Annotated in this window: 21 protein-coding genes and 1 pseudogene; 8 read left to right on the top strand and 14 right to left on the bottom strand. The window is 74.0% G+C overall.

The window, feature by feature from the left end; all coding sequences use genetic code 11:
- Positions 1 to 92: 92 nt before the first annotated feature.
- From RMN57_RS02590 to RMN57_RS02575, 4 genes are all read right to left on the bottom strand, one after another.
- The gene (locus RMN57_RS02590; RefSeq protein WP_313761701.1) at positions 93 to 788 is read right to left on the bottom strand and encodes an alpha/beta hydrolase; all 696 of its coding nucleotides are present in this window, start codon (positions 786 to 788) and stop codon (positions 93 to 95) included.
- A 186-nt stretch (positions 789 to 974) separates the two neighbouring features.
- On the bottom strand, positions 975 to 1,244 hold the full coding sequence (locus tag RMN57_RS02585; protein WP_313761700.1) for a ribosomal protein L7/L12: 270 nt from the start codon (positions 1,242 to 1,244) through the stop codon (positions 975 to 977).
- On the bottom strand, positions 1,241 to 1,417 hold the full coding sequence (locus RMN57_RS02580) for a hypothetical protein (RefSeq protein WP_313761699.1): 177 nt from the start codon (positions 1,415 to 1,417) through the stop codon (positions 1,241 to 1,243). Before RMN57_RS02580 ends, RMN57_RS02585 begins: the two co-directional genes overlap by 4 nt.
- Positions 1,418 to 1,555: 138 nt before the next feature.
- A complete protein-coding gene (locus tag RMN57_RS02575; protein ID WP_313761698.1) occupies positions 1,556 to 1,852 on the bottom strand; it encodes a hypothetical protein in 297 nt (98 codons plus the stop codon).
- A gap of 397 nt (positions 1,853 to 2,249) precedes the next feature.
- Between RMN57_RS02575 and RMN57_RS02570 the strand changes: the two genes are divergently transcribed.
- Positions 2,250 to 2,762 carry a hypothetical protein gene (locus tag RMN57_RS02570; protein WP_313761697.1) on the top strand — a complete coding sequence of 171 codons (513 nt, stop codon included), beginning with the start codon at positions 2,250 to 2,252 and terminating at the stop codon, positions 2,760 to 2,762.
- Positions 2,763 to 2,853: 91 nt separating this feature from the next.
- Here RMN57_RS02570 and RMN57_RS02565 read toward each other — a convergent pair whose 3' ends face one another.
- The gene (locus RMN57_RS02565) at positions 2,854 to 3,408 is read right to left on the bottom strand and encodes a DUF3291 domain-containing protein (RefSeq protein WP_313761696.1); all 555 of its coding nucleotides are present in this window, start codon (positions 3,406 to 3,408) and stop codon (positions 2,854 to 2,856) included.
- A gap of 32 nt (positions 3,409 to 3,440) precedes the next feature.
- Positions 3,441 to 4,160: a helix-turn-helix domain-containing protein gene (locus RMN57_RS02560; RefSeq protein ID WP_313761695.1), complete on the bottom strand. Its 720-nt coding sequence runs from the start codon at positions 4,158 to 4,160 to the stop codon at positions 3,441 to 3,443.
- A gap of 226 nt (positions 4,161 to 4,386) precedes the next feature.
- Here RMN57_RS02560 and RMN57_RS02555 point away from each other — a divergent pair, with 226 nt between their 5' ends.
- From RMN57_RS02555 to RMN57_RS02545, 3 genes are read left to right on the top strand one after another with little or no spacing between them, the layout of a single operon-like run.
- Complete coding sequence (locus RMN57_RS02555; protein WP_313761694.1) at positions 4,387 to 5,199, top strand: ABC transporter ATP-binding protein; 813 nt, start codon at positions 4,387 to 4,389, stop codon at positions 5,197 to 5,199.
- A gap of 5 nt (positions 5,200 to 5,204) precedes the next feature.
- Positions 5,205 to 6,647: an FtsX-like permease family protein gene (locus RMN57_RS02550; RefSeq protein ID WP_313761693.1), complete on the top strand. Its 1,443-nt coding sequence runs from the start codon at positions 5,205 to 5,207 to the stop codon at positions 6,645 to 6,647.
- Positions 6,640 to 7,962 (top strand): sensor domain-containing protein, encoded by a 1,323-nt coding sequence (locus RMN57_RS02545; RefSeq protein WP_313761692.1) that lies wholly within the window; start codon positions 6,640 to 6,642, stop codon positions 7,960 to 7,962. The genes RMN57_RS02550 and RMN57_RS02545 overlap by 8 nt, the downstream gene beginning before the upstream one ends.
- 7 nt (positions 7,963 to 7,969) lie before the next feature.
- Here the strand turns inward: RMN57_RS02545 and RMN57_RS02540 are convergent, their stop codons facing one another.
- The 7 genes from RMN57_RS02540 to RMN57_RS02510 form a co-directional block, all read right to left on the bottom strand.
- Entirely contained in the window at positions 7,970 to 8,635 is a 666-nt protein-coding gene (locus RMN57_RS02540) for a response regulator transcription factor (RefSeq protein WP_313761691.1), read from the bottom strand.
- Between the two features lie 216 nt (positions 8,636 to 8,851).
- Positions 8,852 to 10,690: an Ig-like domain-containing protein gene (locus RMN57_RS02535; protein ID WP_313761690.1), complete on the bottom strand. Its 1,839-nt coding sequence runs from the start codon at positions 10,688 to 10,690 to the stop codon at positions 8,852 to 8,854.
- A gap of 56 nt (positions 10,691 to 10,746) precedes the next feature.
- A complete protein-coding gene (locus RMN57_RS02530) occupies positions 10,747 to 11,499 on the bottom strand; it encodes a hypothetical protein (protein ID WP_313761689.1) in 753 nt (250 codons plus the stop codon).
- Positions 11,500 to 11,782: 283 nt separating this feature from the next.
- A complete protein-coding gene (locus tag RMN57_RS02525; RefSeq protein WP_313761688.1) occupies positions 11,783 to 13,417 on the bottom strand; it encodes a CocE/NonD family hydrolase in 1,635 nt (544 codons plus the stop codon).
- A 195-nt stretch (positions 13,418 to 13,612) separates the two neighbouring features.
- A complete protein-coding gene (locus RMN57_RS02520) occupies positions 13,613 to 13,939 on the bottom strand; it encodes a DUF6422 family protein (protein ID WP_313761687.1) in 327 nt (108 codons plus the stop codon).
- 225 nt (positions 13,940 to 14,164) lie between these two features.
- The gene (locus tag RMN57_RS02515) at positions 14,165 to 15,310 is read right to left on the bottom strand and encodes an NADH:flavin oxidoreductase (RefSeq protein WP_313761686.1); all 1,146 of its coding nucleotides are present in this window, start codon (positions 15,308 to 15,310) and stop codon (positions 14,165 to 14,167) included.
- 393 nt (positions 15,311 to 15,703) lie between these two features.
- Positions 15,704 to 17,446, bottom strand: a complete 1,743-nt coding sequence (locus RMN57_RS02510; protein ID WP_313761685.1) for an ABC-F family ATP-binding cassette domain-containing protein — start codon at positions 17,444 to 17,446, stop codon at positions 15,704 to 15,706.
- 513 nt (positions 17,447 to 17,959) lie between these two features.
- Between RMN57_RS02510 and RMN57_RS02505 the strand changes: the two genes are divergently transcribed.
- From RMN57_RS02505 to RMN57_RS02490, 4 genes are all read left to right on the top strand, one after another.
- The gene (locus tag RMN57_RS02505; protein ID WP_313761684.1) at positions 17,960 to 18,832 is read left to right on the top strand and encodes a heavy metal-binding domain-containing protein; all 873 of its coding nucleotides are present in this window, start codon (positions 17,960 to 17,962) and stop codon (positions 18,830 to 18,832) included.
- A 61-nt stretch (positions 18,833 to 18,893) separates the two neighbouring features.
- Positions 18,894 to 19,709, top strand: coding sequence for a heavy metal-binding domain-containing protein (locus RMN57_RS02500; protein ID WP_313761683.1), 816 nt, complete (start codon positions 18,894 to 18,896; stop codon positions 19,707 to 19,709).
- The gene (locus tag RMN57_RS02495) at positions 19,702 to 20,094 is read left to right on the top strand and encodes a hypothetical protein (RefSeq protein WP_313761682.1); all 393 of its coding nucleotides are present in this window, start codon (positions 19,702 to 19,704) and stop codon (positions 20,092 to 20,094) included. The genes RMN57_RS02500 and RMN57_RS02495 overlap by 8 nt, the downstream gene beginning before the upstream one ends.
- 272 nt (positions 20,095 to 20,366) lie before the next feature.
- Positions 20,367 to 20,936 (top strand): SMI1/KNR4 family protein, encoded by a 570-nt coding sequence (locus RMN57_RS02490; RefSeq protein ID WP_313761681.1) that lies wholly within the window; start codon positions 20,367 to 20,369, stop codon positions 20,934 to 20,936.
- Between the two features lie 63 nt (positions 20,937 to 20,999).
- Here the strand turns inward: RMN57_RS02490 and RMN57_RS02485 are convergent.
- Positions 21,000 to 21,269, bottom strand: a pseudogene (locus RMN57_RS02485) (transposase family protein); the annotation flags it as partial.
- Between the last annotated feature and the right edge of the window lie 321 nt (positions 21,270 to 21,590).

The raw sequence follows: 21,590 nt of genomic DNA, 5'->3' as shown, positions 1-21,590 counted from the left end.
CCCGCCGCCGGGGTCGCCCGCGTGAGATGCGCGGCGGCCCCGGCGGCGGCGTTCGCCCGGAGATCGCCGGCCCGGCTCGTCGGGGGCTGCCGTCACAGGTTCAGCAGCAGGTCGCGGACCGCCGCCGGCCGGGACAGGAACGGGTGGTGGCCGGCGTCGAGCTCGACGACGCCGGCGGCCCGGCGGGCGAACTCGCGTTGCAGCCGCGGCGGGGTGCCCCGGTCCCGAGCGCAGACCAGGTACGTCGACGGCACCTGCTGCCAGGCGGCGGCCCGGACCGGCTGCCCGGTCACCCGCACACTCTGCCGGGCGAGGTGGTCCGCCGCCCGGGCCCGGACCTCGGGGTCGCAGTCGTGGAGGAACGTGTCCACGAGCAGGTCCGGGCGGACACCGAAGGTACCCGCGTCGGGGTCGACGTCGAGGAACGGGGCCGGGCTGCCGTCCCCGAACTCCGACAGGCTCTGTCCGACCTCGGGCAGGTAGCTGGAGATCAGCAGCAGGTGGCGCACGGACCCGATTCCCGCGGCGGCCTCGGCGGTGACGATCCCGCCGTAGCTGTGGGCGACCACGACGGTCGGCTCGTCGCTCGTCCGAAGCACTCGGCGCACCGCGGCGACGTCCTCGGGCAGCCCCGGACCGTCGAGGCCGCCGGGAAGGCCCGCCTCGCCGCAGCTCGGCAGCGCCGGGGTCACGCTCGGCACCCCCCGCTCCTGCAGCAGCTCGGCAGTGCGGTGCCACCACCACGAACCGTCCCGCACGCACGCCCCGTGCACGAACACGACCCTCATCGCCACCTCCACGCACCCGCCGATCGTGCCGCCGTCGACGACCCCGGCCCGCCACCCATGGTCGCCGAACCCGCGGCAGCCCGCGCGGAGTGTGGGGGGCGTTCCGTGCGTGGGACGTGAACCCACGGTGAGGCGGCCGGGCCCGGGGGTGTGTCAGAACCTCCAGGGGACCGGGCGGGACGTCGATCAAGCGGGGCGCCCGGGAGTCCACGGCTCCGCCGTGACGGAGGCGCCGGCTGCGCGCAGGTCCTCGGCATGCCGTCGCGCGGCATCCTCCTCGATCCCCGCGAAGAGCAGCACCGGAGGCGCGCCGGTCACAGTCTGTTTCGCGCGCCACAGCCCGACGCTGGTCATCGTGCGGAACCTCTTCGCGACCTCCAGCGGGCTCGGGCCCACGTCGAGGAGGAACACGTCGTAGGGGATGTCGTCGCAGACCAGTGTGAGGTAGGTGGTCACCTGCTCGCGCCCTGGATGCCCTCGTACCGGACGCCGGCAAGGGGGCCGCGCTTGGTCACCGCCGGGACACCCGGTGGCAGGGCGGCGTCCACGCAGGCGAGCTCCGTGGCGGTGAACTCGTGGAGGTCGGATTCGTCCGGCTCGTCGATCGCGAACCATGGGTGCTCGGGCATGGGTGAGGAGCCTAGGCTCGATGCCCGTCGCGGACCACCGGATTTCACAGGACCCCGCGTGTGCGGAAGTGCCGTGGCGTGCCGGATGGTCCGAAACGGTCCTGGTGCAAAGGTTTGTGTGATGGCGTCCTTGGGAAATCAGGCGCCGGAGTTGTCGACGAAGCCCACGATGTCGAGGTATTCGATCGTGGGCGGGGCGCCATAAACCCCCGTCACCTTGTCGATGAGCTCCTGCGTGAAGAAGGAGCGGCCCTTCTCCTCGTCGTCCCACACGTAGAAGTTCCTTGCCTGAACGCCGTCTTCGCCGAGCATGAAGCTCTTGAAGCGAAGGCCGGCCATGCCTTCGAACGGGCCGCGGAGTTCGCCGGCGATCTTTGCGAGATTTGAACGATCGAACTTGTCGGTCTGCGTGAAGGTCACGAGCACGCCGATCATCGGGCCTCCTGCCGATTGGGTGGAGCAGTGGTCGATCGAGTGATGCTAGCGACGGAGCCTAGTGCACGCCGCCGGGAATTCTCGTCGTTGGGCCGTGAGTCGGCGATGCGGGTCGGGAGCGCGTCAATATGTGCATGCATGGACGCCTGCTCGAATGGGTGGGTGATTTGACGTCCGTCATTCTGGCCGATTCTCGCGGCTCCACCGATCTGGCACGTATCGAGCCGTGACCTCGCGTTTCGGCATGGCCGCTGACCTGCCCGGATGTGGCTACAGAGGACTTGAGTCGAACGACTGTTCGAACTACCGTGGAGTGGTGACCTCCGCTGTTCCTTTCTCCCGTGCCGCTCGCCCCGGGGTGGCCCCCGGTGATGCCGAGCGTGCTCCGCGTGAGCTGATGACGCTGCCCGGCGCCTCCCGGGACGTGCGCCGGTGGCGCCTGGTGGAGATCCGGCTCGGCGGGCGGTGGCGGCCCGGGATGCTGACCGTGTGGCGCCGGCCGCCCGGCAGTGCGGTGTGGGTGGTGCACGTTCGCTGGGCCGAGGGCGGGGCCGCTCCGGGGGAGGAGGGCTGGGGCTGGTTCCTGTTCGACCCGCAGCGGATCCGCCCGATGCCCGAGCCCGCCGGCCCGGCGCCGACCGCCGCGCCCTATTCCGGTGCCTGGCAGGACGCGGTCGTGGTGCCCCGCGAACTCGCCGGTACGGCCGATCCGGACGGTGCCGACCGGTGCTGGCGCCTGGCCTGGCTCCGCATCGACGGCGGATGGCGTTCGGCTGTGGTCACGGCCCGGCGCCGCCCGGGGCCGGGACTGCCGTGGATCGCGGACGCCCGCTGGGGTGAGGACAAGTCGACGGCCTGGGTGATCACCGACCCCGCCGTCCTCAGGCCGCTCCGGCCGGCCGCCGACTGAGCGGGGCCGCTCGGCCGCCGGTGCCCGGACTCCACGCGCACGCCGCCGGTCCGCGCTCCCGCGGGTCGTGGCCGACGGGTGCGGTCCTGCCCTACGCCGTGGCCGCTTCGCCGGCCGGAGCCGGGCGGGCGCTCGGAGTGGCCGCCCCGGGGTGGGCCGGCGGGGCGGCCGGGAGGTGGTCGGCGGCCTCGGTCGCGGTGTAGGAGGACGCGAAGGTGAACGCGCGGGGGGAGGGCCCGTACGCCCGCAGGTCCGCCAGGCGGTCCATGGCCTCGTCGAGGCTCGGGCGGTGGCCGGCGGGGACCCACCAGAGGACCATGTGGGCTGCGACGTGCCGGGCGAACCATTCACGGCGTCGCCGCAGCGCCTCAAGGTGCCCGCTGCGGTAGGCGAAGTCCCACAGGGCTTCCTGGCTCTCCCACACCGACATGTTGACGATGACGTCCTCGCCCGCCGGGCGCAGGCCGGTGGCGTCCCCGGCGCCGTCCTCCACGAGGCGCCAGACGAAGCCCGGGGCGCCGTCCGCGGCGGCGTTGACCGGGTCCAGCAGCTCGACGAACGGCGCGATCCGGGGGTCGTCCATCGGGTGGAGGAGTGTGGCGACGTTGAGTTGGGCGAGGTGGAAGGCGTGCGGGGATGAGGTCATGGCGTCATCCCAGCACGGTCCGCGTTTCTATGTCAATCAATGTTGTTTTTAGACGCCTCGACAATCACGCAGCACTCGCCCGGCCGGGCGTCCATGCGGGCGCGAACCGGCCCGTCCGTGCCGAGCAGCCCCTCCAGCAGCGCGAGGTTCATGCCGCACACGAGCGGCGGGAAGCGCTCGGCGACGGCGTGGAACGGGCAGTTGCGCATCCGGACGACGCGTCCGGCCGCTCGGGGCGTCCCCTCCGCCGTCGGCCCCGCGTCACCGTCGTCATCGGCGCCCTCGGTGGCTTCCAGGTGCGGTTCGTAACCGCGGGCGGCCAGCAGCCCGATCGCCTCGTCGAGGTCGCCGCAGGGCGCTGCGGAGCCGCGCAGCGCCTCGCCCCGGCGGCGCGCGGCCGCGCAGAGCCCGACGTCCAGCCCGGCCTGCTCGGCGGCCTCGGCGAGCAGCTCGGCGGCGGTGCGGTAGTCGCGGGCGGGCAGTGACACCGACCGTTCGGCCGGCGACCGCGTGTACACCTTGGCGGGGCGGCCCGCCCCAGGCCCCGAGCGGCCCGTCAGGCGGCGGCTGGCGACGTCCAGCAACCCGGCCTCGGCCAGCCTGTCCAGGTGGTGCGCGGCCAGCGTGCGCGCCACCCCCGTCGCCTCGGCGGCCTCGTTGCGGCTCACCTCCCGGGCCTGCGCCGCCACGTACTCGTACAGGCGGCGCCGCACCGGATCCTGCAGCACCGCGATCGCGTCGATGTCCTCCATCGGGCCATTCTAGGAACAACGCAGGTTGGAGTTAGAAGGCCCGGCCCCGGTCGCCCCGCCCCGGCCGCCGTGCGCGTTCCGGCCCCGGTCGGCGCGGGGTTCGGAGGTTCGGTTTTCCGAACCCACAGGTCGGGGGCCTGCACGATCGATTCTCCCCCCGCCCGTGTCCAGGATGAAGCACATGGCTGAAACGACGACCGCGACAACTGCCGAGACAACGACCGCGATGACTGCCGCGACAACGGCGACGACCAGGACAGCGACCACCCCCGCCGCCGGGGCGGTACCGGCGCGGGCCGTCGACCTGCACCGCGACCACGGCCGCGGCGCCACCGCCGTCCGCGCGCTGCGCGGGGTGTCGGTGGCGTTCGCACCCGGCACCTTCACCGCGGTGATGGGGCCCTCCGGCTCCGGCAAGACGACCCTGCTGCACTGCCTCGCCGGCCTGGACCGCCCCACCCGTGGCAGCGTCCACTGGGGCGACACGGAGATCTCCCGACTGCCCGAACGCCGACTGGCGCCGCTGCGTCGCCGGCGCATCGGCTTCGTCTTCCAGGCGTTCAACCTGATGCCCGGGATGACCGTCGAGCAGAACGTCGAGCTGCCGCTCCGGCTGGCCGGCTCCCGCCCGGAGCGCGGGGCCGTTCGTACGGCGCTCGCCGAGGTGGGGCTGGCCGGGCGCGAACGGCGCCGCCCCGCGGAGCTGTCCGGTGGCCAGCAACAGCGGGTCGCGATCGCCCGCGCCCTGGTCACCCGGCCGGACGTGCTGTTCGCGGACGAGCCCACCGGGGCCCTCGACCGTGCCACCGGGCACGAAGTCCTCGCCCTCCTCCGCGCCGGGGTCGACCGCAGCGGACAGACCTGCGTCATGGTCACCCACGACCCGGTCGCGGCCGGGTACGCGGACCGCGTCCTGCTGCTGGCGGACGGGCTGCTGGTGGAGGAGCTGGAGCGGCCGACGGCGGCGCTGGTCGCGGACCGGCTCGGCCGGCTGGGCACGACCGGCGGACCGTTCCCGGCGAGCCGGACGGAGGTGTGAGCGCCGTGCCGCCGATCCCCGCCGTCGCACTCGGTCAACTGCGCCGCCGCCCCGCCGCCTTCGCCGGGCTCGCGGCCGCGCAGCTGCTCGCCCTCGCCACCGTCACCCTCTTCGGCTCGCTGCTCGCCGCCGACCTCACCGCTCCGGCCGGGACGCCCCGGGCCGCCTCCGGGCCGGGTGTGGCCGTCGTCGCGGCCGGGTTCGGCGAGATCGCCGTCCTGGTCGCCTTCTTCGTGGTGGCCAACGCGCTGGGCTTCGCCCTGCGCCAGCAGCACCGCGAGTTGGCGCTCCTGCGCGCCGCCGCCGCCACGCCACGGCAGATCCGGCGGCTGGTGCGCGGCGAGGTGCTGGCGACCACCCTGCTGGTCGCCCTCCCCGGCTGGGCGCTCGGGCACTTGGCCGCCGGGCGCTTCCTCACCGCACTGCAGCGGCGCGACATGGCCGCGCCCACCCTCGCTGTGCCGGGCTCACCGCTGCCGGGGCTGGCCGCACTCGCGGCGGCCCTGCTGGTCGGCCTGGCCGCGTCCGCGGTCGGGGCACGGCGGATCAGCCGCACGACCCCGGCCGCCGCCCTCACCGGGAGCGCCGCCGACCCCGGTCGGACGGGCGCGGTACGCCTGCTCGCCGGCGTGGCCGTCCTGGTCGGCGGCGGACTGCTGCTGCGACTCGCCGCGACCCGCCCCGCCGACCAGCTGGACAAGGCCGGGCAGGCGGCCCTGCTCGGCTCACTGGTCCTGCTGGTCGCCGTCGCGCTGCTCGGCCCGCTCGCCGCCCGGGCCCTGGTGGCCGGACTCGGCGCACCCCTCCGTGCGGCCGCGCCGCGCACCGGCTGGCTGGCCGACGCCAACCTGCGTGGCCACGCCCACCGGCTGGCTTCCGCGGTGGTGCCGGTGGCGCTGCTGACCGGGCTGTCCGGCACCATGACGATCATGACGACGACCGCCGAGCGCGCCGCCGAACGCGCCACCGCACACGCCGCGGAGCTCTCCGCCGAGCTCTCGACCGGGCTCACCACCGGTCCCGCGGCCTCCAGCGTGACGTCCGCCAGCGACATCTGGCTGCGCCAGGCCGAACTGGCCATGCTGGTCTGCTTCGCGACCGTGGCCACCGTCAACACCCTGGTGGCCCTCACCGTCGACCGCCGCCGCGAGTTCGCGCTGCTGCGGCTGGCCGGGGCGACCCGGCACCGGTTGCTGGCCGTGCTCGGCGTCGAGGCGGTACTCACCGCGGCGGTCGGGGTGCTGCTCGGCGCGGGCGTCGCCGCCGCGGCCTCGGCCGCCTTCAGCACGGCGGTCACCGGCACGATGGCGCCGGCCGTCCCGGCGGCCGCCTGCGGCTGGATCGCCGGCGGGGCGCTCGTGCTCACCCTGCCCGGAATCCTCGTGCCCGCCCTCTGGGCGACCACCGGCCCGGCAGCTGCCCTGGTGGCAGGGGGCGGGCGTGACTGACCGGCACCTGCCGGGGGCCGCCGGCGCCGCGGCGCCGGCGGCCGGGCGGCCGTACTTCTCGGTCCGCGGCGGCGAGCTGCTGTTCGCCGTCGCGGGCCTCCCGCCGGCCCTGGTCGGCGGCCTCTACGCCCTCGCCGTCCTGTACGCCGGCACGCTGCTCTCCCTCACCGTCCTCGGGCTGCCGTTCGTCGCCCTGGGCCTCACCGCCGCGCGCGGTCTCGGGGGGCTGCACCGCCGGCTGACGACCCGACTGCTCGGCGCCGTCGTCGAGCCACCCCGCCCACGGCACCGGCCGCTCGGCGCGCTCGCCCGCCTGCGCACCGCCCTGAGCGACACGGTGGCCTGGCGGGCCCTGCTCTACCTGCTGCTGCGCCTGCCGCTCGGGGTGCTGGGCTTCGCCGCCGCCGTCCTGCTGCCGCTCGGCTGCTGCTGGCTGCTGGGATTCCCGCTCTGGGCCCGGCTGCTGGAGCCGGGCCGGTCCGCCGACCGGCTGGACGTCGTCGCCGTCCTGCTCGGTGTCGCGCTGGCCGCCGCCGTTCCCGGCGCGATCCGCACGGCGAGCGCGGCCGAACGCCGCCTTGCCCGCGGACTGCTCGGCCCGGCCCGCACCGAGCAGCGGGTCACCCAGCTCGAACACGCCCGCGCCACACTCTCGGCCGCCAACACCGACCGGCTCCGCCGCCTGGAACGGGACCTGCACGACGGCACCCAGGCCCGGCTGGTGGCCCTCGCCATCACGCTCTCCCTGGCCGACGACGCCCTCGACCCCCCGGCGGCCGCCGCCCCCGACGCCGACCGGCTGCGCACCCTGCTCGACCGCGCCCGCACCCAGACCGACGAGACCATCGTCGAACTGCGCCGCCTCACCCGCGGCATCCACCCGGTCGCACTCGACGGCGGTCTCGCCCAGGCGCTTCCCGGCCTCGCCGACACCGCCCCGGTACCGGTCGCCGTCCGCCTCGACCTGCGGGAACGGCCCGACCCGGCGATCGAGGAGGCCGTCTACTACTGCGCCGCCGAGCTGATCACCAACGTCGCCAAGCACAGCGGCGCCCGCACCGCCGAGCTGACGGTGACCGCCGAGGCGGGGCGGCTGCGGCTCACGGTCCGCGACGACGGACGCGGCGGCGCCGCCGCGCTCGCCGCACCCGGCGCCCGCGCCGGGCAGGGCGGAGCCGCCCACGCCGGGGCGGACGGCGGCACGGGCCTCGCCGGCCTGCGCGAACGGCTGACCGCCGTCGACGGCTCCCTGCACATCGCAAGCCCGCAGGGCGGGCCCACCGTGGTCACCGCCGAACTACCGGTCTCACTCTGAGGCCGCCTCAGCTTCCGCTCTCGGCCAGGTAGGTGAGTACCGCCTTCACCCGGCGGTTGTCCCCGCCGTCCGCTGCCAGATCGAACTTGGTGAAGACGGCGGCGACGTGCTTCTCCACCGCCCGCTCCGACACCACCAGGCGGCCGGCGATGGCGCGGTTGGAGTGGCCCTGCGCCATCAGCTCCAGCACCTCGCGCTCCCGGGGGGTCAGCGCGTCCACCCGGCTGCGCCGGCCGCCGCCCATCAACCGGGTGACCACCTCCGGATCCAGCGCGGTCCCGCCCGCCGCCACCCGGCGCAGCGCCTCCACGAACTCCGAGGTGCGGGCCACCCGTTCCTTCAGCAGGTACCCGACGCCCGCCGCGCCGCCGGCCAGCAGCCGGGCCGCCCAGACGGTCTCGACGTACTGGGAGAACACCAGGATGCCGACCTCCGGCACGGTGGAGCGCAGCTCGACGGCGGCACGGATGCCCTCGTCCGTGTGGGTGGGCGGCATCCGGATGTCGACCACGGCCACGTCGGGCCGCGTCTCGCCGACCGCGGCCAGTAGTTCGGGTGCCGTGCCGCAGGTCGCCACGACGGTGCAGCCGCGGGCGGTGAGCAGCTCGACCAGGCCGTCCCGAAGGATCACGGAGTCTTCGGCCAGGACGACGCGCAGCGGGGAGTCGATCATGCACTCATTATTCGGTGGAGCGGCTCGGCCCCTGCAACCGGCTGCCCGGCCGGTCGCCGCCCGCCCCACCGGCGGGGCGACGGCCGGCCCGGCCCGTCGAGGGCGGCCGTCGCCCCGTGCTCCGCCCGGCCCGTGCTCCGCTCGGCCCGGACGGCCGCGGCCGGAGCCGGGAGCCGCCGGGCCGGGCGGAGTCGTCGTACGGCAGCGCCACCCTGCCTATCGGCACTGGCCGGATCGGGGTGCCCTGGTGGTGTTGCCGCTCTGGTGCAGCTCCGGTTCGTTGCCCTCGCACCGCAGGGGGCCGCTGACCGTGTTGGCCTGGAGCGTGGGGACGGCGTCGGTGGGGAGCAGGCCGCTGCCGCTGTTGTCGGTGATCCGGACGGGCGCCGTGACGGTGTTGCCCGAGATCCTGACGCCTCCGGTGTTGGCGTCGACGGTGAGCGGGCCGTGGATCTCGTTGCCGGCGCAGTCGTCGGTGTCGGCCGGGGCCGACCCGATGCGCACGTAGCCGGTGCTGCCCCGGACGGTGACGGCTCCCTGGACGGTGGCTCCGCAGACGGCGAGCGCCAGCGCGCCGTCCGAGGAGACCGGCCCGCGCAGGTCGGCGTCGGAGACGGCCAGGGCTCCGCCCGGGCGGACGGTGACCGGGCCGTCCTGGCTGCCGCCGGCCGCGATGCACAGCGCGCGGTCGGCCTCGACGGTCAGCGGTCCGTGGTGCGCGCCGGTCAGGCACGGCTCGCTGAACCCGACCGTGACGGCCAACGGCGTTGCGCCGCCCGGAGCGTGGCCCGGGTCGCCACCGTAGGTGGCGGTGATCGGGTGGGCGCCGGGCCGGAGGGCGGCGGTGGTGAAGCTCGCCCGGCCGTCGGTCAGCGGCACGGTGGCCAGCGCCGTCGTGCCGTCGGAGAAGGTGACCGTCCCGGACGGGGCGGGGGCCGTGGAGTTGGCGGGGGCGGCCGTTGCGGTGAGGGTGACGGGGTGTCCGAACAGCGGCACCGCCGTGTCGGCGGCCAGCGTGACGGTGGTGTCGTAGCGGAAGGAGACGACAGCCCGCCCGTCGCCGTGGTTGACGCCCTGGAGGAGCGAGACGTCGGTCGCGGTGGGCGCGGCGAAGCTGCTGCCGCCGCCCCCGCCCGCGCCGTAGAGGTTGCCGGGGTTGCCGCCGCCCGACCCGCCGGCGCCGCCGAACCAGCCGCCGCCCCCGCCGCCGCCGCCGTTGCCGCCGCGGGCGCCGTTGCCGCCGGAGCCGCCGCTGCCGGGGTTGTACAGGCCGGTCCAGTTGTCGTAGTCGCCGCCGGGGGTGCCCGGGCCGCCGAGCGCGGAGTTGGGGCTGCCGGTGCCGGGGGCGGTCCGGGTACCGCCGCCGCCGGCCACGCCGGAGCCGGTGGGGCCGCCGCCCTGGCCGCCGGACTCACCGACCGGACCGCCGCCGTCGCCGCCGTGCAGCAGGGGCCCGCCGTTGCCCGCGCCGCCACCGCCGCCCGCGACCAGCACCCGGTCGGCGCCACCGAAGGCGCCGGTGCGGACGTCGGAGCCGCCGCCGCCGGAGCCGCCCCCGCCGTGCGCACCGCCGCCGCCCGTACCGTGGCCGTAGCCGCCGGGGCGGGCGAACTCGCCGTGCCGCGAGCTGCCGGGGACGCCGGCGGCCCCCAGCGTGATCTGCAGGGTCTGACCGGGGACGACGGCCAGGGTCGCCCGGGGCTCGCCGCCGAGGCCGCCGGGCGCGCCGGCGTTCGGCGGGTTGGGGGAGACGAAGCCGGCCGCGCCGCCGCCCTCGGCTCCGAACAGGTCGACGGTGACGGCGGTGACGCCGTCCGGGACGGTGAAGGTGTCCGTGCCGGTGGTGGTGTAGGTGCAGGTGGGCGCGGCGGTGGTGAGGACCCCGCCGGCGCCGCAGGGCGACGCGCCGGTGGCCGAGGAGGAGTCGGTGGCCGGGGCGGGGGACCCGGTGACGGCCGAGTCGGCGGCCGAGGCCGGGGACGCGGCGGCGGGCACCAGGGCGGCGGCGAGCAGGCCGGTCGCACCGGCCAGCACCGTGAGGGTGGATCTTTTCATGGAGGTGTTGGTGCCTCTCCGGGCCGGGTGCGCCGGCCCGTGCGGGTGACGGTGGATCAGACGCCGTCGTTGGCGCAGAGCGCCCAGGCGTCGGAGTGGTTGCCGGACGACCCGGCGCCGCCGGTGTGGGTGTAGGCGGTCCAGTACGACGCGGTGGTGGTGCCGTCGGCGACCGGGTTGCCGTCCGCGTCGCTGGGGTAGCTGCCGTTGAGGTGGTCGCCGCCGGAGCCCGGGCCGGTGAAGTCGGTGCCGGTCACGTCGCCGCTGCTGATGGCCGCGCCGCCGCTGACCAGCTTGCCGTCGTTGCCGCCGCAGCCGACCGTCACCGTCTGGCCGCTGGTCGCCGTGTTCGGGCCGCTCGCCTCGCTGTTGCGGACGGTGACGGTGGCCCCGCCGACGTTGATGCCGGCGCCGCTGCAGACGGCGTAGGCGTAGGTCTCGTTGGTGGCGCCGCCGCCACCGCCGATGGCGAGCCAGTGCGTCACGTCGGTGCCGACGACCCCGGTCGAGCCGAGGTACTTGGTGGAGCCGTCGGAGCTGGGCCCGGTGCCGTTGACGTGGTTGCCGTTGGACGAGCTGCCGGTACCGATGGCCTGGTTGATGCCGCCCCCGGAGATCAGGCCGCCGGCGCAGTCGGCGTGCGTGGAGATCTCGGAGAACGTGGAGCCGGGGCCGGCCGTGGCGCCGGGCGTCTTCACCGTCACGCCGACGGTGTTGGCGTACGCGGTACCGGGCACCGCAATCGCCAGGACGGCGCCGACCGCGAGCGCCTTCACTGCGGCGGCACGCCGCACAAAGCCCTTGAACATCGACAACTTCCCTTCCGGTGGCAACGCGGCGACGACCGAGGCCGACGTTGCCGGGGATTCGGAGGATTCGGAGGATCGGGGGAGAGGAGCGCTGACATCCTGATCGCCGACCTGTGGGTAGACCACTGGTGATCCACACGGGTCGGCGACTCCTCGACTGGCTGGTCGCACAGTCGCCGACTCATCCCCGGAAGGGCCCTCCGACGCTCCGGTGAGTGTTCCCGCCCGGTCCGGTGAGCGGTCCGGGGCCGATGGTGTTGCGGGGCCGATGGTGTTGCGGGGCTCAGCGGAGCGGCAGGGTCAGGTCGGAGGGGTCCGCCGCGGTGGAGGTGAAGGTCACGGTGCTGCCGAGGGGGGTGGTGCCGCCGTAGAGGGCGTCGCGGGTGCCGAGGACCAGGGCGAGGCGGTGGCCGGCCGGGACGTCGTAGGCGGTGGCGAAGAGGGTGACGTCGAGTGGGAACGGCCGGCCCGGGGTGCGTCCGGTCCAGCTCTGCGGGCCGTGGGAGATCAGCCGGCCGACGCCGAGCGCGTCCACGTCGTACAGGTAGGCGACCGCCGTGCCGTCGGGGCTGGACGCCGTGACCGAGGTGTGCAGCCGGGCGGCGCCCCGTACCGCGAGGCCCTGCGGGTACGGCTGCGACTGCCGGACGGCGGCGGCCGGGCGGGCGAGCAACGGGACGACCACGGTCGGCGGCCGGTGCAGGTTCTGGTCGAGCGCGCCGGACAGCAGAGTGACCCCGGCGTTCGCACCGGACGGCAGGTCGCCGAGCACGGTCGTCCGCCATTCGCCGGCGGCCTCGCCGCCGAGGGTGTCGGCGCCGACGGCCAGGTGGTCGGTGCGGGTGGCGACGGACTGCCAGTCGGGATGGCTCTCGTGGCGACCGGTGGGGCGGACCTCCAGGTCGACCGGTCGGCGCTGGTCGGCCGGGGCCCCCTTGAGGTACTGGTCGAGCCAGGAACGGGCGCTGTCCCAGGCCGCGTTGGGGAGGCCGAGCAGACCGGTGAACTCCTGGCTCGCGTGGTCGCCCGGGCGCAGCTCCAGGCGCTTGGGCACGGTCAGCCGCTGGTAGAAGTCGATGATCTGGCCGGGGTTGAAGAAGCTGTCGCCCCAGGCGTTGGCCAGCAGGACGGCGGTGCCGTTGGCGTTGATCCGGTCCAGGTAGCGGGCCGGGGAGCGGGTGTCGGCCCAGCGGACGACGTCGGGCAGGTCGCGGTTGTCGAAGAGGTCGTCCAGCACCCGGGCGAACTCGGGGCTCCTGCGGCCGGTCGGGGCCTGGATCCCGGCGAGCACGGCGGCCGCCTGGAGGTGCCGGGTCTGCCCGCTGTACAGCGAGTCGGTCAGGTCGGCCCAGCCGCTGAGCGAGGCGACGGCCCTGATCCGCGGGTCGAAGGCGGCGCCGAGCAGGGTGAGTCCGCCGCCCAGGGAGAGGCCGACCATGCCGACGCGCTGCGGGTCGGCGGGGGTCCGGGCGAGCGCCCAGTCGATCACCGCGGAGATGTCGGCCACGTCCTTCGGCCCGGCCACGTCCACCTCGCCGCCGGAGGCCCAGAAGCCGCGCACGGTGTAGGTGACGACGACGTACCCGGCCTCGGCGAGCGCGTGGCCCTGGGCGACGTACTCCAGGTCGTTCTGCCCCCAGCTGGCGGGCTGCACCACCAGCGGGTAGCGCCCCTGCGGATCGGCGCCCGGGGTGCCGGGGGGCGGGGTGAAGACGTCGGCCTTGAGGACGACGCCGTCCTTCGCCGGGATGTCGGCCAGCCGGAACCCCGCGACGCCCTGCGCGGACTGCACCGGTCCGGCGGGCGCGGCGGCCGCGGCGGCCGCGGGCCGGGCGACGGCGCCCGCGCCGAGGGCGACCGCCGCAGCGAGCACCACGCTCACCGTCCGCTGTGCGCTGCTCCGCCTGGACCGTTCCATCGCTGCTCCCCTGCGTTCGAACCGCTCGGCGTTCGAACCACGTGACTCTCGTACCGCTCGACTGCGGGATCGTAGCGATCTGACGGGTCTTCAGGGGAGGCGATGACCAGCCAAATTACTGGCCGGTAGTGTCGGTGGAGGGGCGTCGGCCCCGGTCGGGGAATCCGGGTCGATGGGACTCCGGCTGGTGGCGACTCACGTTTCAAGGTGCTGCGTTCGCCCGTGGCTGCAGGGCACCAGGGGGTGCAGGGACCCCGGACCGGTCTCGGGGACGCGGATGAGCGTCGTGCAGGGCCCGCCGTCTCCGCTGTAGTTGCTGCATCCGCAGCGGGGGTACGGCGGGAAGGGCAGCTTGGCGTTGCACGGGTTCCCGAACCAGCCCGAGTCGGGGACCGGCTCCACCTTCGATCGCGTCAGGATCGCCGCGGCTTCGCACCGTGCGGTGATGATCAGGCGCGCGGCCTCCTCCCACGCCTGCGACTGCTCCTCGGTGAGGACATCCTGATGGGGAACGTCTGACATGTCGTCACTCCTCCGGACTGGGACGGCTGGGCCAGTCATATCCGAAGCCCGAGCGCCGTGTCCGGTGCGGCGCGCGCACGTTCCTCCGTATGCCGAGTTCCGGCCGGGCGGTTCGTTGCCGGTTCCGTCGCTCGGGTGCCGCACCTCCCCGGGACCTCGGCGGCCGGGCACGACGAGGCCCCGGCCGGCACCCGTGGTGCGGGCCGGGGCCTCGGGGTGCGGTGGTCAGCTGAGGGTGCGGAGCGCGGCGGCGTCGTAGGGGAGCAGGTCGGCGAGACGGCCGGCGAGGACCTTGGCGGCCCACTGCGGGTCCTGCAGCAGGGCGCGGCCGACGGCGACCAGGTCGAACTCGTCGCGCTCCAACCGGTCGAGCAGGTTGTCGATGCTCTGAACCTGGGCGCCCTCGCCCATGAAGGCGCGGACGAGGTCGCCGTCGAGGCCGACCGAGCCGACGGTGATGGCGGGGCGGCCGGTGAGCTTCCTGGTCCAGCCGGCCAGGTTGAGGTCCGAGCCGTCGAACTCCGGCTGCCAGTAGCGGCGGGTGGAGGCGTGGAAGGCGTCGACGCCGGCTGCGGCGAGCGGCGCGAGGATCGCCTCCAGCTCCTGAGGCGTCTCGGCGAGCCGGGCGTCGTAGTTCTCCGCCTTCCACTGCGAGTAGCGGAAGATCACCGGGAATTCGGGGGAGACGGCCTCGCGCACCGCGGCGACGAGCTCGGCCGTGAACCTCGTCCGGGCGACCGGGTCGCCGCCGTAGGCGTCGGTGCGGCGGTTGGTGCCCGCCCACAGGAACTGGTCGAGCAGGTAGCCGTGGGCGCCGTGCAGCTCGACGCCGTCGAAGCCGATCCGCTCGGCGGCCGCGGCCGCCTCGGCGAACGCGCCGATGACGGCGTCCAGGTCGGTCCGGGTCATCGCGCGCCCCGTCCCCTCGGTGCCGTCCAGCCTCACTCCGGACGGGCCGACGGCGGGGGCGTCGGCGACCGGCGGGTCGCCCTGCTTGCGCACCATGCCGATGTGCCAGAGCTGCGGAACGATGGTGCCGCCCGCCGCGTGGACGTCCTCGGCCACACGGGCCCACCCGGCCAGCTGCTCCTCGCCGTGGAACCGCGGGACGTCGTCGTGCTGGCCTGCGGACTCGTGGCCGACGTACGTCCCCTCGGTGACGATCAGGCCGACGCCCGCGGCGGCGCGGCGGGCGTAGTACGAGCGCACGTCCTCGCCGGGCACGCCGCCCGGCGAGAACCTGCGGGTCATCGGCGCCATCACGATGCGGTTGGGCACGGTCAGCCCGTTGATCGTGACGGGCCGGGACAGGATCTCGGCCGCGCGGGAGGCGGCGGGGACGGCGGAGGTGACGGGCTCGGTGACGGTCATGGGCTTCCTCGCGGGTGCCGGCGGTGTCCGCCGGGGCGGAAACGGTTGCCCGTGCCAACCGCCTCGACGTCATCCGCATTTCACCGGCCGCGCGAACCCCGCTGTGATCCGCGCCACTGCGCAGGGCGCGGTGATCGCCCTCCGCTGAACCGGCGACGCGCTCACGGCGTTGCGTTCACGGCAGGGCGTTCACGGCAGGGCGTTCACGGCAGGGCGTTCACGGCAGGGCGCTCACGGCGTTGCGGTCGGCTCCGGCCGGTCGGTGATGATCTCCTCCATGGCGATGAGGTCGCCGTACCCGACGCACCCGAGCTCCTCCCTGCCCGGGGCGCGTGGCGCCCCGAGGACGAGGGCCAGATCTCGGAGGCGCTGGCCGACCACGGGGACGGTGGGCTACCCGGCGCTGGCCAGCCGGGTGCTGGATTGCCACGTGCTGTGCCCGGCTTCGAGTTCCAGCTGGGAGCCGGTGAAGTCGGCACGCAGGCGGCGGTCGTGGGTGACGATGACCACCGCGCCCGGGTAGTCGGTGAGCGCTGCCTGGAGGTGTTCGACCAGGGCGGGTGAGAGGTGGTTGGTGGGCTCGTCCAGCAGCAGCAGGTCGACCGGTCCGCTGACCAGGCGGGCCAGTTCGATGCGTCGCTGCTGCCCGTAGGACAGGGCGCCGACCGTGAGCCGCAGATCCGACGGGTTGAAGAGACCGAGTGCGAGGAGCGCGTCGGCGTGGTCGTCCGGGGCCCCGGTGCGTCCGTGGGCGAAGGCCTGGAGCACGGTCAGGTCCGGAGCCCACGCGGTGGTGTCCTGCCGCAGGTGGCCGACGCGGCCCCGGGTGCGGACCGTGCCCTCGTCGGGCTGGAGTTCGCCGGCGAGGAGCCGCATGAGGGTGGTCTTGCCCGCGCCGTTGGGGCCGGTGACGAGCAGCCGCTCGCCGGCTGCGATGCGCAGGGAGGGGAGGTGGAGCCGGTCCGCGACGCGGATGCCGGTGAGTTCGGCCGCAGGCTGAACGGCCTGCACCGCGTGCCCGGCCTGCACTGGCCGCACCGCCTGCCCGGGCTGCCCGGCCTGTGCGGCCCGTGCAGGCCGGGCAGCGTCGACGGCGACCGTGCCGCCGAGGTCGGGAGTGAAGACGAGGGGTTCGGGCGGCGGGGCCACCGGGCTGGAGGTGAGCCGTTCGACGCGTTCCTTGGCATTGCGGACGCGGCTCATCGCACCGTGGCCGCGGCCGCGGCTGCGGAAGCCGCCGTGGCCGAACACGGACAGGGGCAGCTTGCGCGGGATTCGGTCGAGGCGGGCGACGTTGGTGGCGGCCAGCCTGCTGTTGCGGGCGAGTTCGGCGCGCCAGTCCTCGTACGCGCGCACGCGGTACCGGTGTTCGGCGGCCTTGGCGGCGAGGTACCCGGCGTAGCCGTCGCCGTGGCGGGTGACCTTGCCCTCGGCGACCTCCAGGATGGCCGTGGTGACGCGTTCGAGGAAGACCCGGTCGTGGGTGACGGCGAGCACGGTGCCCCGGTGCGCGCGCAGATGCTCCTCCAGCCAGACCAGTGCCTGGTCGTCGAGGTCGTTGGTCGGCTCGTCCAGGAGCAGCAGTTCGGGTTGCGAGGCGAGGGTGGCGGCCAGCGCCAGCCGTGACCGTTCGCCACCGGAGAGCGTGCCGAGGGCCCGGGTCCGGTCCAGGCCGGGCAGGCCGAGGCCGTGCAGCGCGACGTCCACACGGGCGTCCGCCTCGTAGCCGGCGCGGGACTCGTAGCGGGCGACCAGTTCCGCGTAGGCGTCCAGGGCCGCGGCGAGCTCCTCCGGCGCGAGGCCGCCGAGCGCGGCCTCGGCCCTGCGCATGCGTGCCTCCAGGTCGCGCAGGTCGGCGAGCGCGAGGTCGATCGCGCTCTGCACGGTGGCGTGCGGCGGAAGTGCCAGGGCCTGGGCGAGGTAGCCGACGCCTCCGGGTGCGATCGCGGTGACCTCGCCGTGGTCGGGCCGGTCGGCGCCGGCGACGAGCCGGAGCAGGGTGGACTTTCCCGCGCCGTTGTCGCCGATGATCCCGGCCTTCTCGCCGGGCTTGACGGTGAAGGACACGGCGTCGAGGACGGTGCGGTCGTCGTAGCGGCGGGTGACGTTCTGCACGGACAGTTGTGAGCGGAGCATGGGTGAGTCCCCCTGTTCTCGGCGTGGACGCCGGTGGTTTCGGGTGGTCAGGGCCTGTGCGTTCGGCGCGTCTTCCGCTGAACGGGGGCGCGCCGGGCGCCGGGACTGCACGACTGTCTGGCTGACGGGAACGGCCGGGGTGCGTATGGGTGGGCCTCCTTGAGCGGACCGGTGGGTACGGTGAGACGAACCGTCTCGTCTCGTGTTGCTCAACTCTGCAGCACGCGCCGCCTCACGTCAAGACGAACCGTTCCGTCTCGCGAAGCCACTGTGCGGCGGGCGCGGTGATCGCGCGTCGCACCGTCAGGTTGGTCGGCGACCGGATGCCGCCGCGGATGCCGGCATCCGGTCGGTGCCGCGCTTGGTGGCGCTTCGTCAGGAGACGGTGGTCTGACGGTGGGCCGGTGTCGAAGGCCCGTCCCCGACGCCAGCTGCTTCAAGCCGATGACATAGGCTGCCGAACGGCTGTGCGACCCGCACGGTGAGCCGAGAGACCCGATGGAACAGGAGCCGATGTCACCCCAACGAGACGCCGGACTGCCGGGGGCCGTCCCCGGCGCGACGGCTGGGCCCCGGGTCGGCGGCACCTGGTCCTCCGCCCTCTCGTCCGAGGAGTTCGCGGCGATCAAGGGCGTCGGGTTCGATCCGGTCGGGCAGGTGTTCGGCGCGGCCGTCTTCAGCATCGGGTACACCGGCGTTTGGGGCTGCCCGGGCGCGTGGTCGGCCACGGACGGCCGGAAGGCGCCGTCCTCGCCGTGGGACTCGTCCTACTCGCTGCTGGTGAAGACGCTGTACGCGGCGCGCACGCTGGCGCTGACGCGCGCGGTCGCCGAGTGCCGCGCGCTCGGCGGCGACGGCATCGTCGGGGTCGAGCTGCGGGTCGCGGAATTCCCGGCCGGGGGGATGGAGTTCACTGCGCGCGGCACCGCTGTCCGGGCCCGCTCGCGGATCCGCCCGCGCCGGCCCTTCACCGCGCACCTGGCCGGCCAGGACTTCGCCAAGCTCATCCACACCGGATGGGTCCCGGCCGGACTCGCCTTCGGCATCGCCGTCGAGACCCGGCACGACGACTGGCGCAGCCCCGGCCGGATCCGCTGGACCGCCCCGAACCAGGAGGTCGACGGCTACACCCAGCTGATCAACCAAGCCCGCCACAACGCCCGGGACCGGCTGGCCCTCGACGCGGCCAAGCACGGCGGTGACGGAGTAGTGGTGGACGACGTCGAGTTGACGGTGAGTCAGAATGAGTGTCCGGCATCCGTGGGCTCGCGCGACGTCATCGCGGAGGCGGTCTTCGTCGGCACCTCCATCACCCGGTTCGGCCGCTCCGGGCGGCCCGCCGGGCCCAGGCCACTGACCATCATGAGACTGGAGCGCGAGTACTGACATGACCGATCGAACGGGGTGGGAACCGGCCGGGGAAGCCGCGCGGCCGGCTGCGGAGGACGTGTCGAAGGACCTGCCGCAGGACGCGATGCGGCGGCTCGCGCAGCTCCAACCGGGGGAGAAGGGCTCGCTCTTCACCTCGGACCTGACGGTGAACGAGTTCCTGCTGGTGCGCGAGGCCGGCTTCCGCCCGCTCGGCCTCGTCCTCGGCTCCTCGGTCTACCACGTCGGCATCCAGCTCGGCCGGTGGTCGAAGAACCAGGAGCTGACCAAGCTCTCACAGGCCATGTACCACGCGCGCGAGCTGGCGATGAGCCGGATGGAGGCCGAGGCGAGCGCCTTGGGCGCGGACGGGATCGTGGGGGTGCGGCTGGACATCGAGTTCAAGGAGTTCGGCCAGGACATCGCCGAGTTCATCGCGGTCGGTACGGCGGTGAAGGCGGACGGCGCAGACCCGGGAACGGGCGGGACCTGGCGCAACAACAAGGGCAAGCCGTTCACCTCGGACCTGTCCGGCCAGGACTTCTGGACCCTGATCCGGGCCGGATACGCACCGCTGGACCTGGTCATGGGGTCGTGCGTCTACCACGTGGCACACCAGCGCTTCACCCAGGCGCTGGGCAACGCGGGCCGCAACGTCGAGATCGAGGTCTTCACCCAGGCGCTCTACGACGCGCGCGAGCTGGCGATGAGCCGCATGCAGGCGGAGGGGAAGGCCCTGGAGGCCGAGGGCATCGTGGCCGTCCGGCTGCAGCAGCACTCGCACACCTGGGGGTCGCACACCACCGAGTTCTTCGCACTCGGGACGGCGGTGCGCCCGCTTCGCGACGACCACGTCATCGACCGACCGACCATGGTGCTGAGCCTCGATGCCTGACATGGAAGTGGAACTGCTGGCCGCGGCGCTGCGCCAGGACAGCGCGGACCTGAACCTCTACGCCGAGGTGCTGTCGGCGAACCTGGTGGACTCGCTGCCACCCGGCGCCGTGCGGATCAAGCGCAGGCGTTCCGTCACGGACCGGCTGGCCGGGCGCGAGGGTTCGGTCGCCGAACTGGACGTCACGCTCGGGGAGCAGCGGCTCTCGCTGCGGATGGAGGGGGGCCGGGTCGCCGGGGAGATCTGCCACGAGGTGCGGGGCATCGTGCTCTCGCGGCGCCGAGCGGACCTGGGGGAGTGGATCGAGGCTCTGGCCCGGTCCCTGGCCGAGGCCGCTGCCACCAACGCCCGTGCCCGCGAGGCCGTCAGGCGCTTCCTGGCCTGACCACCGCCGACCGGCCCCTCGCGGCGCAGCCGGCCGGGGTGGCCGTCCCGGCTCGGGTTCTGCCTCACTTCCGTGGAGGGGCTGACTGAGCCGGGGCGGTCACTTCACTGAGGGGCCGACCCCGCACTTCGGGGCGGGAAGATGATCACGGGGAGGGGGGAACACACGCTCGAAGTACCATCCCTGCAAGGTTCTTCGGCCGATACGTCCCAACCCACCGTGGCGTGGTCGGGCGGAGACATCCCTGTAGAGAGGACGGAGGGCAAAGGGCGATGAGTGTGACTGAGAGTTGGTCGCGTGTGATGACTCTTCTTCGGGAGCACGCACCGGCCGATCACGCAGATCTGCCGGGGCCCGCTACGGAGCAGATGCTCGCGGCAGCCGAGGAACGGATGGGGATCTCCCTGCATGGGGACCTGCGGACGTGGCTGTTGCAGAACAATCTGGATCTGCCAGAGGGAGACGTCGACGACGAAGTGGCATGCTGCGGCTTCGACGGGTTCCCCGACGAGGGAAGCTTCTTTCTGGGCATCCGGGCGATGGAGAGGCTCCACGCGAACCGCTCCACGTCCTGCGGATTCGACCCTCCGGACCAGCCGGACTCCCCGTTCTGGCGGAATGAGTGGATCCCGTTCCTGTCGGACCAGGACGGCTGGAGGGGAAAGTTCGTCGATGTGCGGGACGGGCGCGTCGGCAGCTGGTTCGTGGGTGACCCCACGGTCACGGGCGAGTACGAATCGATGGCCCAGTATTTCGACTCCGTGGCGGAGACGCTGACGAGGATCGCCGATGGAAGCTCACCGGTCTGTCGGTTCACCGAAGGTCGACTTGTCTGGTCGTGAGACGGCTCCCAACTGGATGACGGCCATTACCAATCCGTCCTCACCCCGGAACGGCAATGGGATTCAGCAGCATTGACGTTCCAAGGTGAGGATGTCTGCGGCGATGAAGGTCATCCGGTTGGGGCTGCAGCGGGCCCGGCGGAGGATCTGCCAGGACTTGAGTCGCGCGATGCTTCGTTCGACCGGTGCTCGTGCCGCTGACAGGGCTCGGTTGATCGCCCGCTGGGTTGTGGTGAGGTCTTGGCCGGGAAGACGTCTGATGGGTGTGGTCACCCAGGGGCCGGCCCGGATGTAGGCACGGTCGGCGAGCACGGGAACGCCCTGGCGTTCGCATTCAGGGCAGTGGACCAGAACGGCCTTGAGCCGAAGGTGCTCCGTCTCGGTGAGGGTCTCCGGTCGGCGGAGGATCCATCCAGCGACGACCCGGGGTGACGGTGGCCGAGCCGTGACGGGCCCTGGCGAGAGCCGCTTCTCCCGGAAATGGGCGCGAACCCGCTGGTAACTGCCCTGATAGCCGAGCGGCACGATCTCCTCCCACACTCTCCAGGCGTTCGTGCAGCCTTGGTTCCAGCGGTCATCCAGGTAGGGCTTGAAGGCGTCGAGTTTGGATGGTCGGCCCTGCCACTGCCCCTGGAACAGGTCCTCCGGGGAGGC

The organism is Kitasatospora sp. CM 4170 (assembly GCF_032110285.1).
Taxonomy (GTDB): Bacteria; Actinomycetota; Actinomycetes; order Streptomycetales; family Streptomycetaceae; genus Kitasatospora; species Kitasatospora aburaviensis.
Note: the sequence above shows the minus strand (reverse complement) of the source record. Positions and strands in the feature narration are given on the sequence as shown.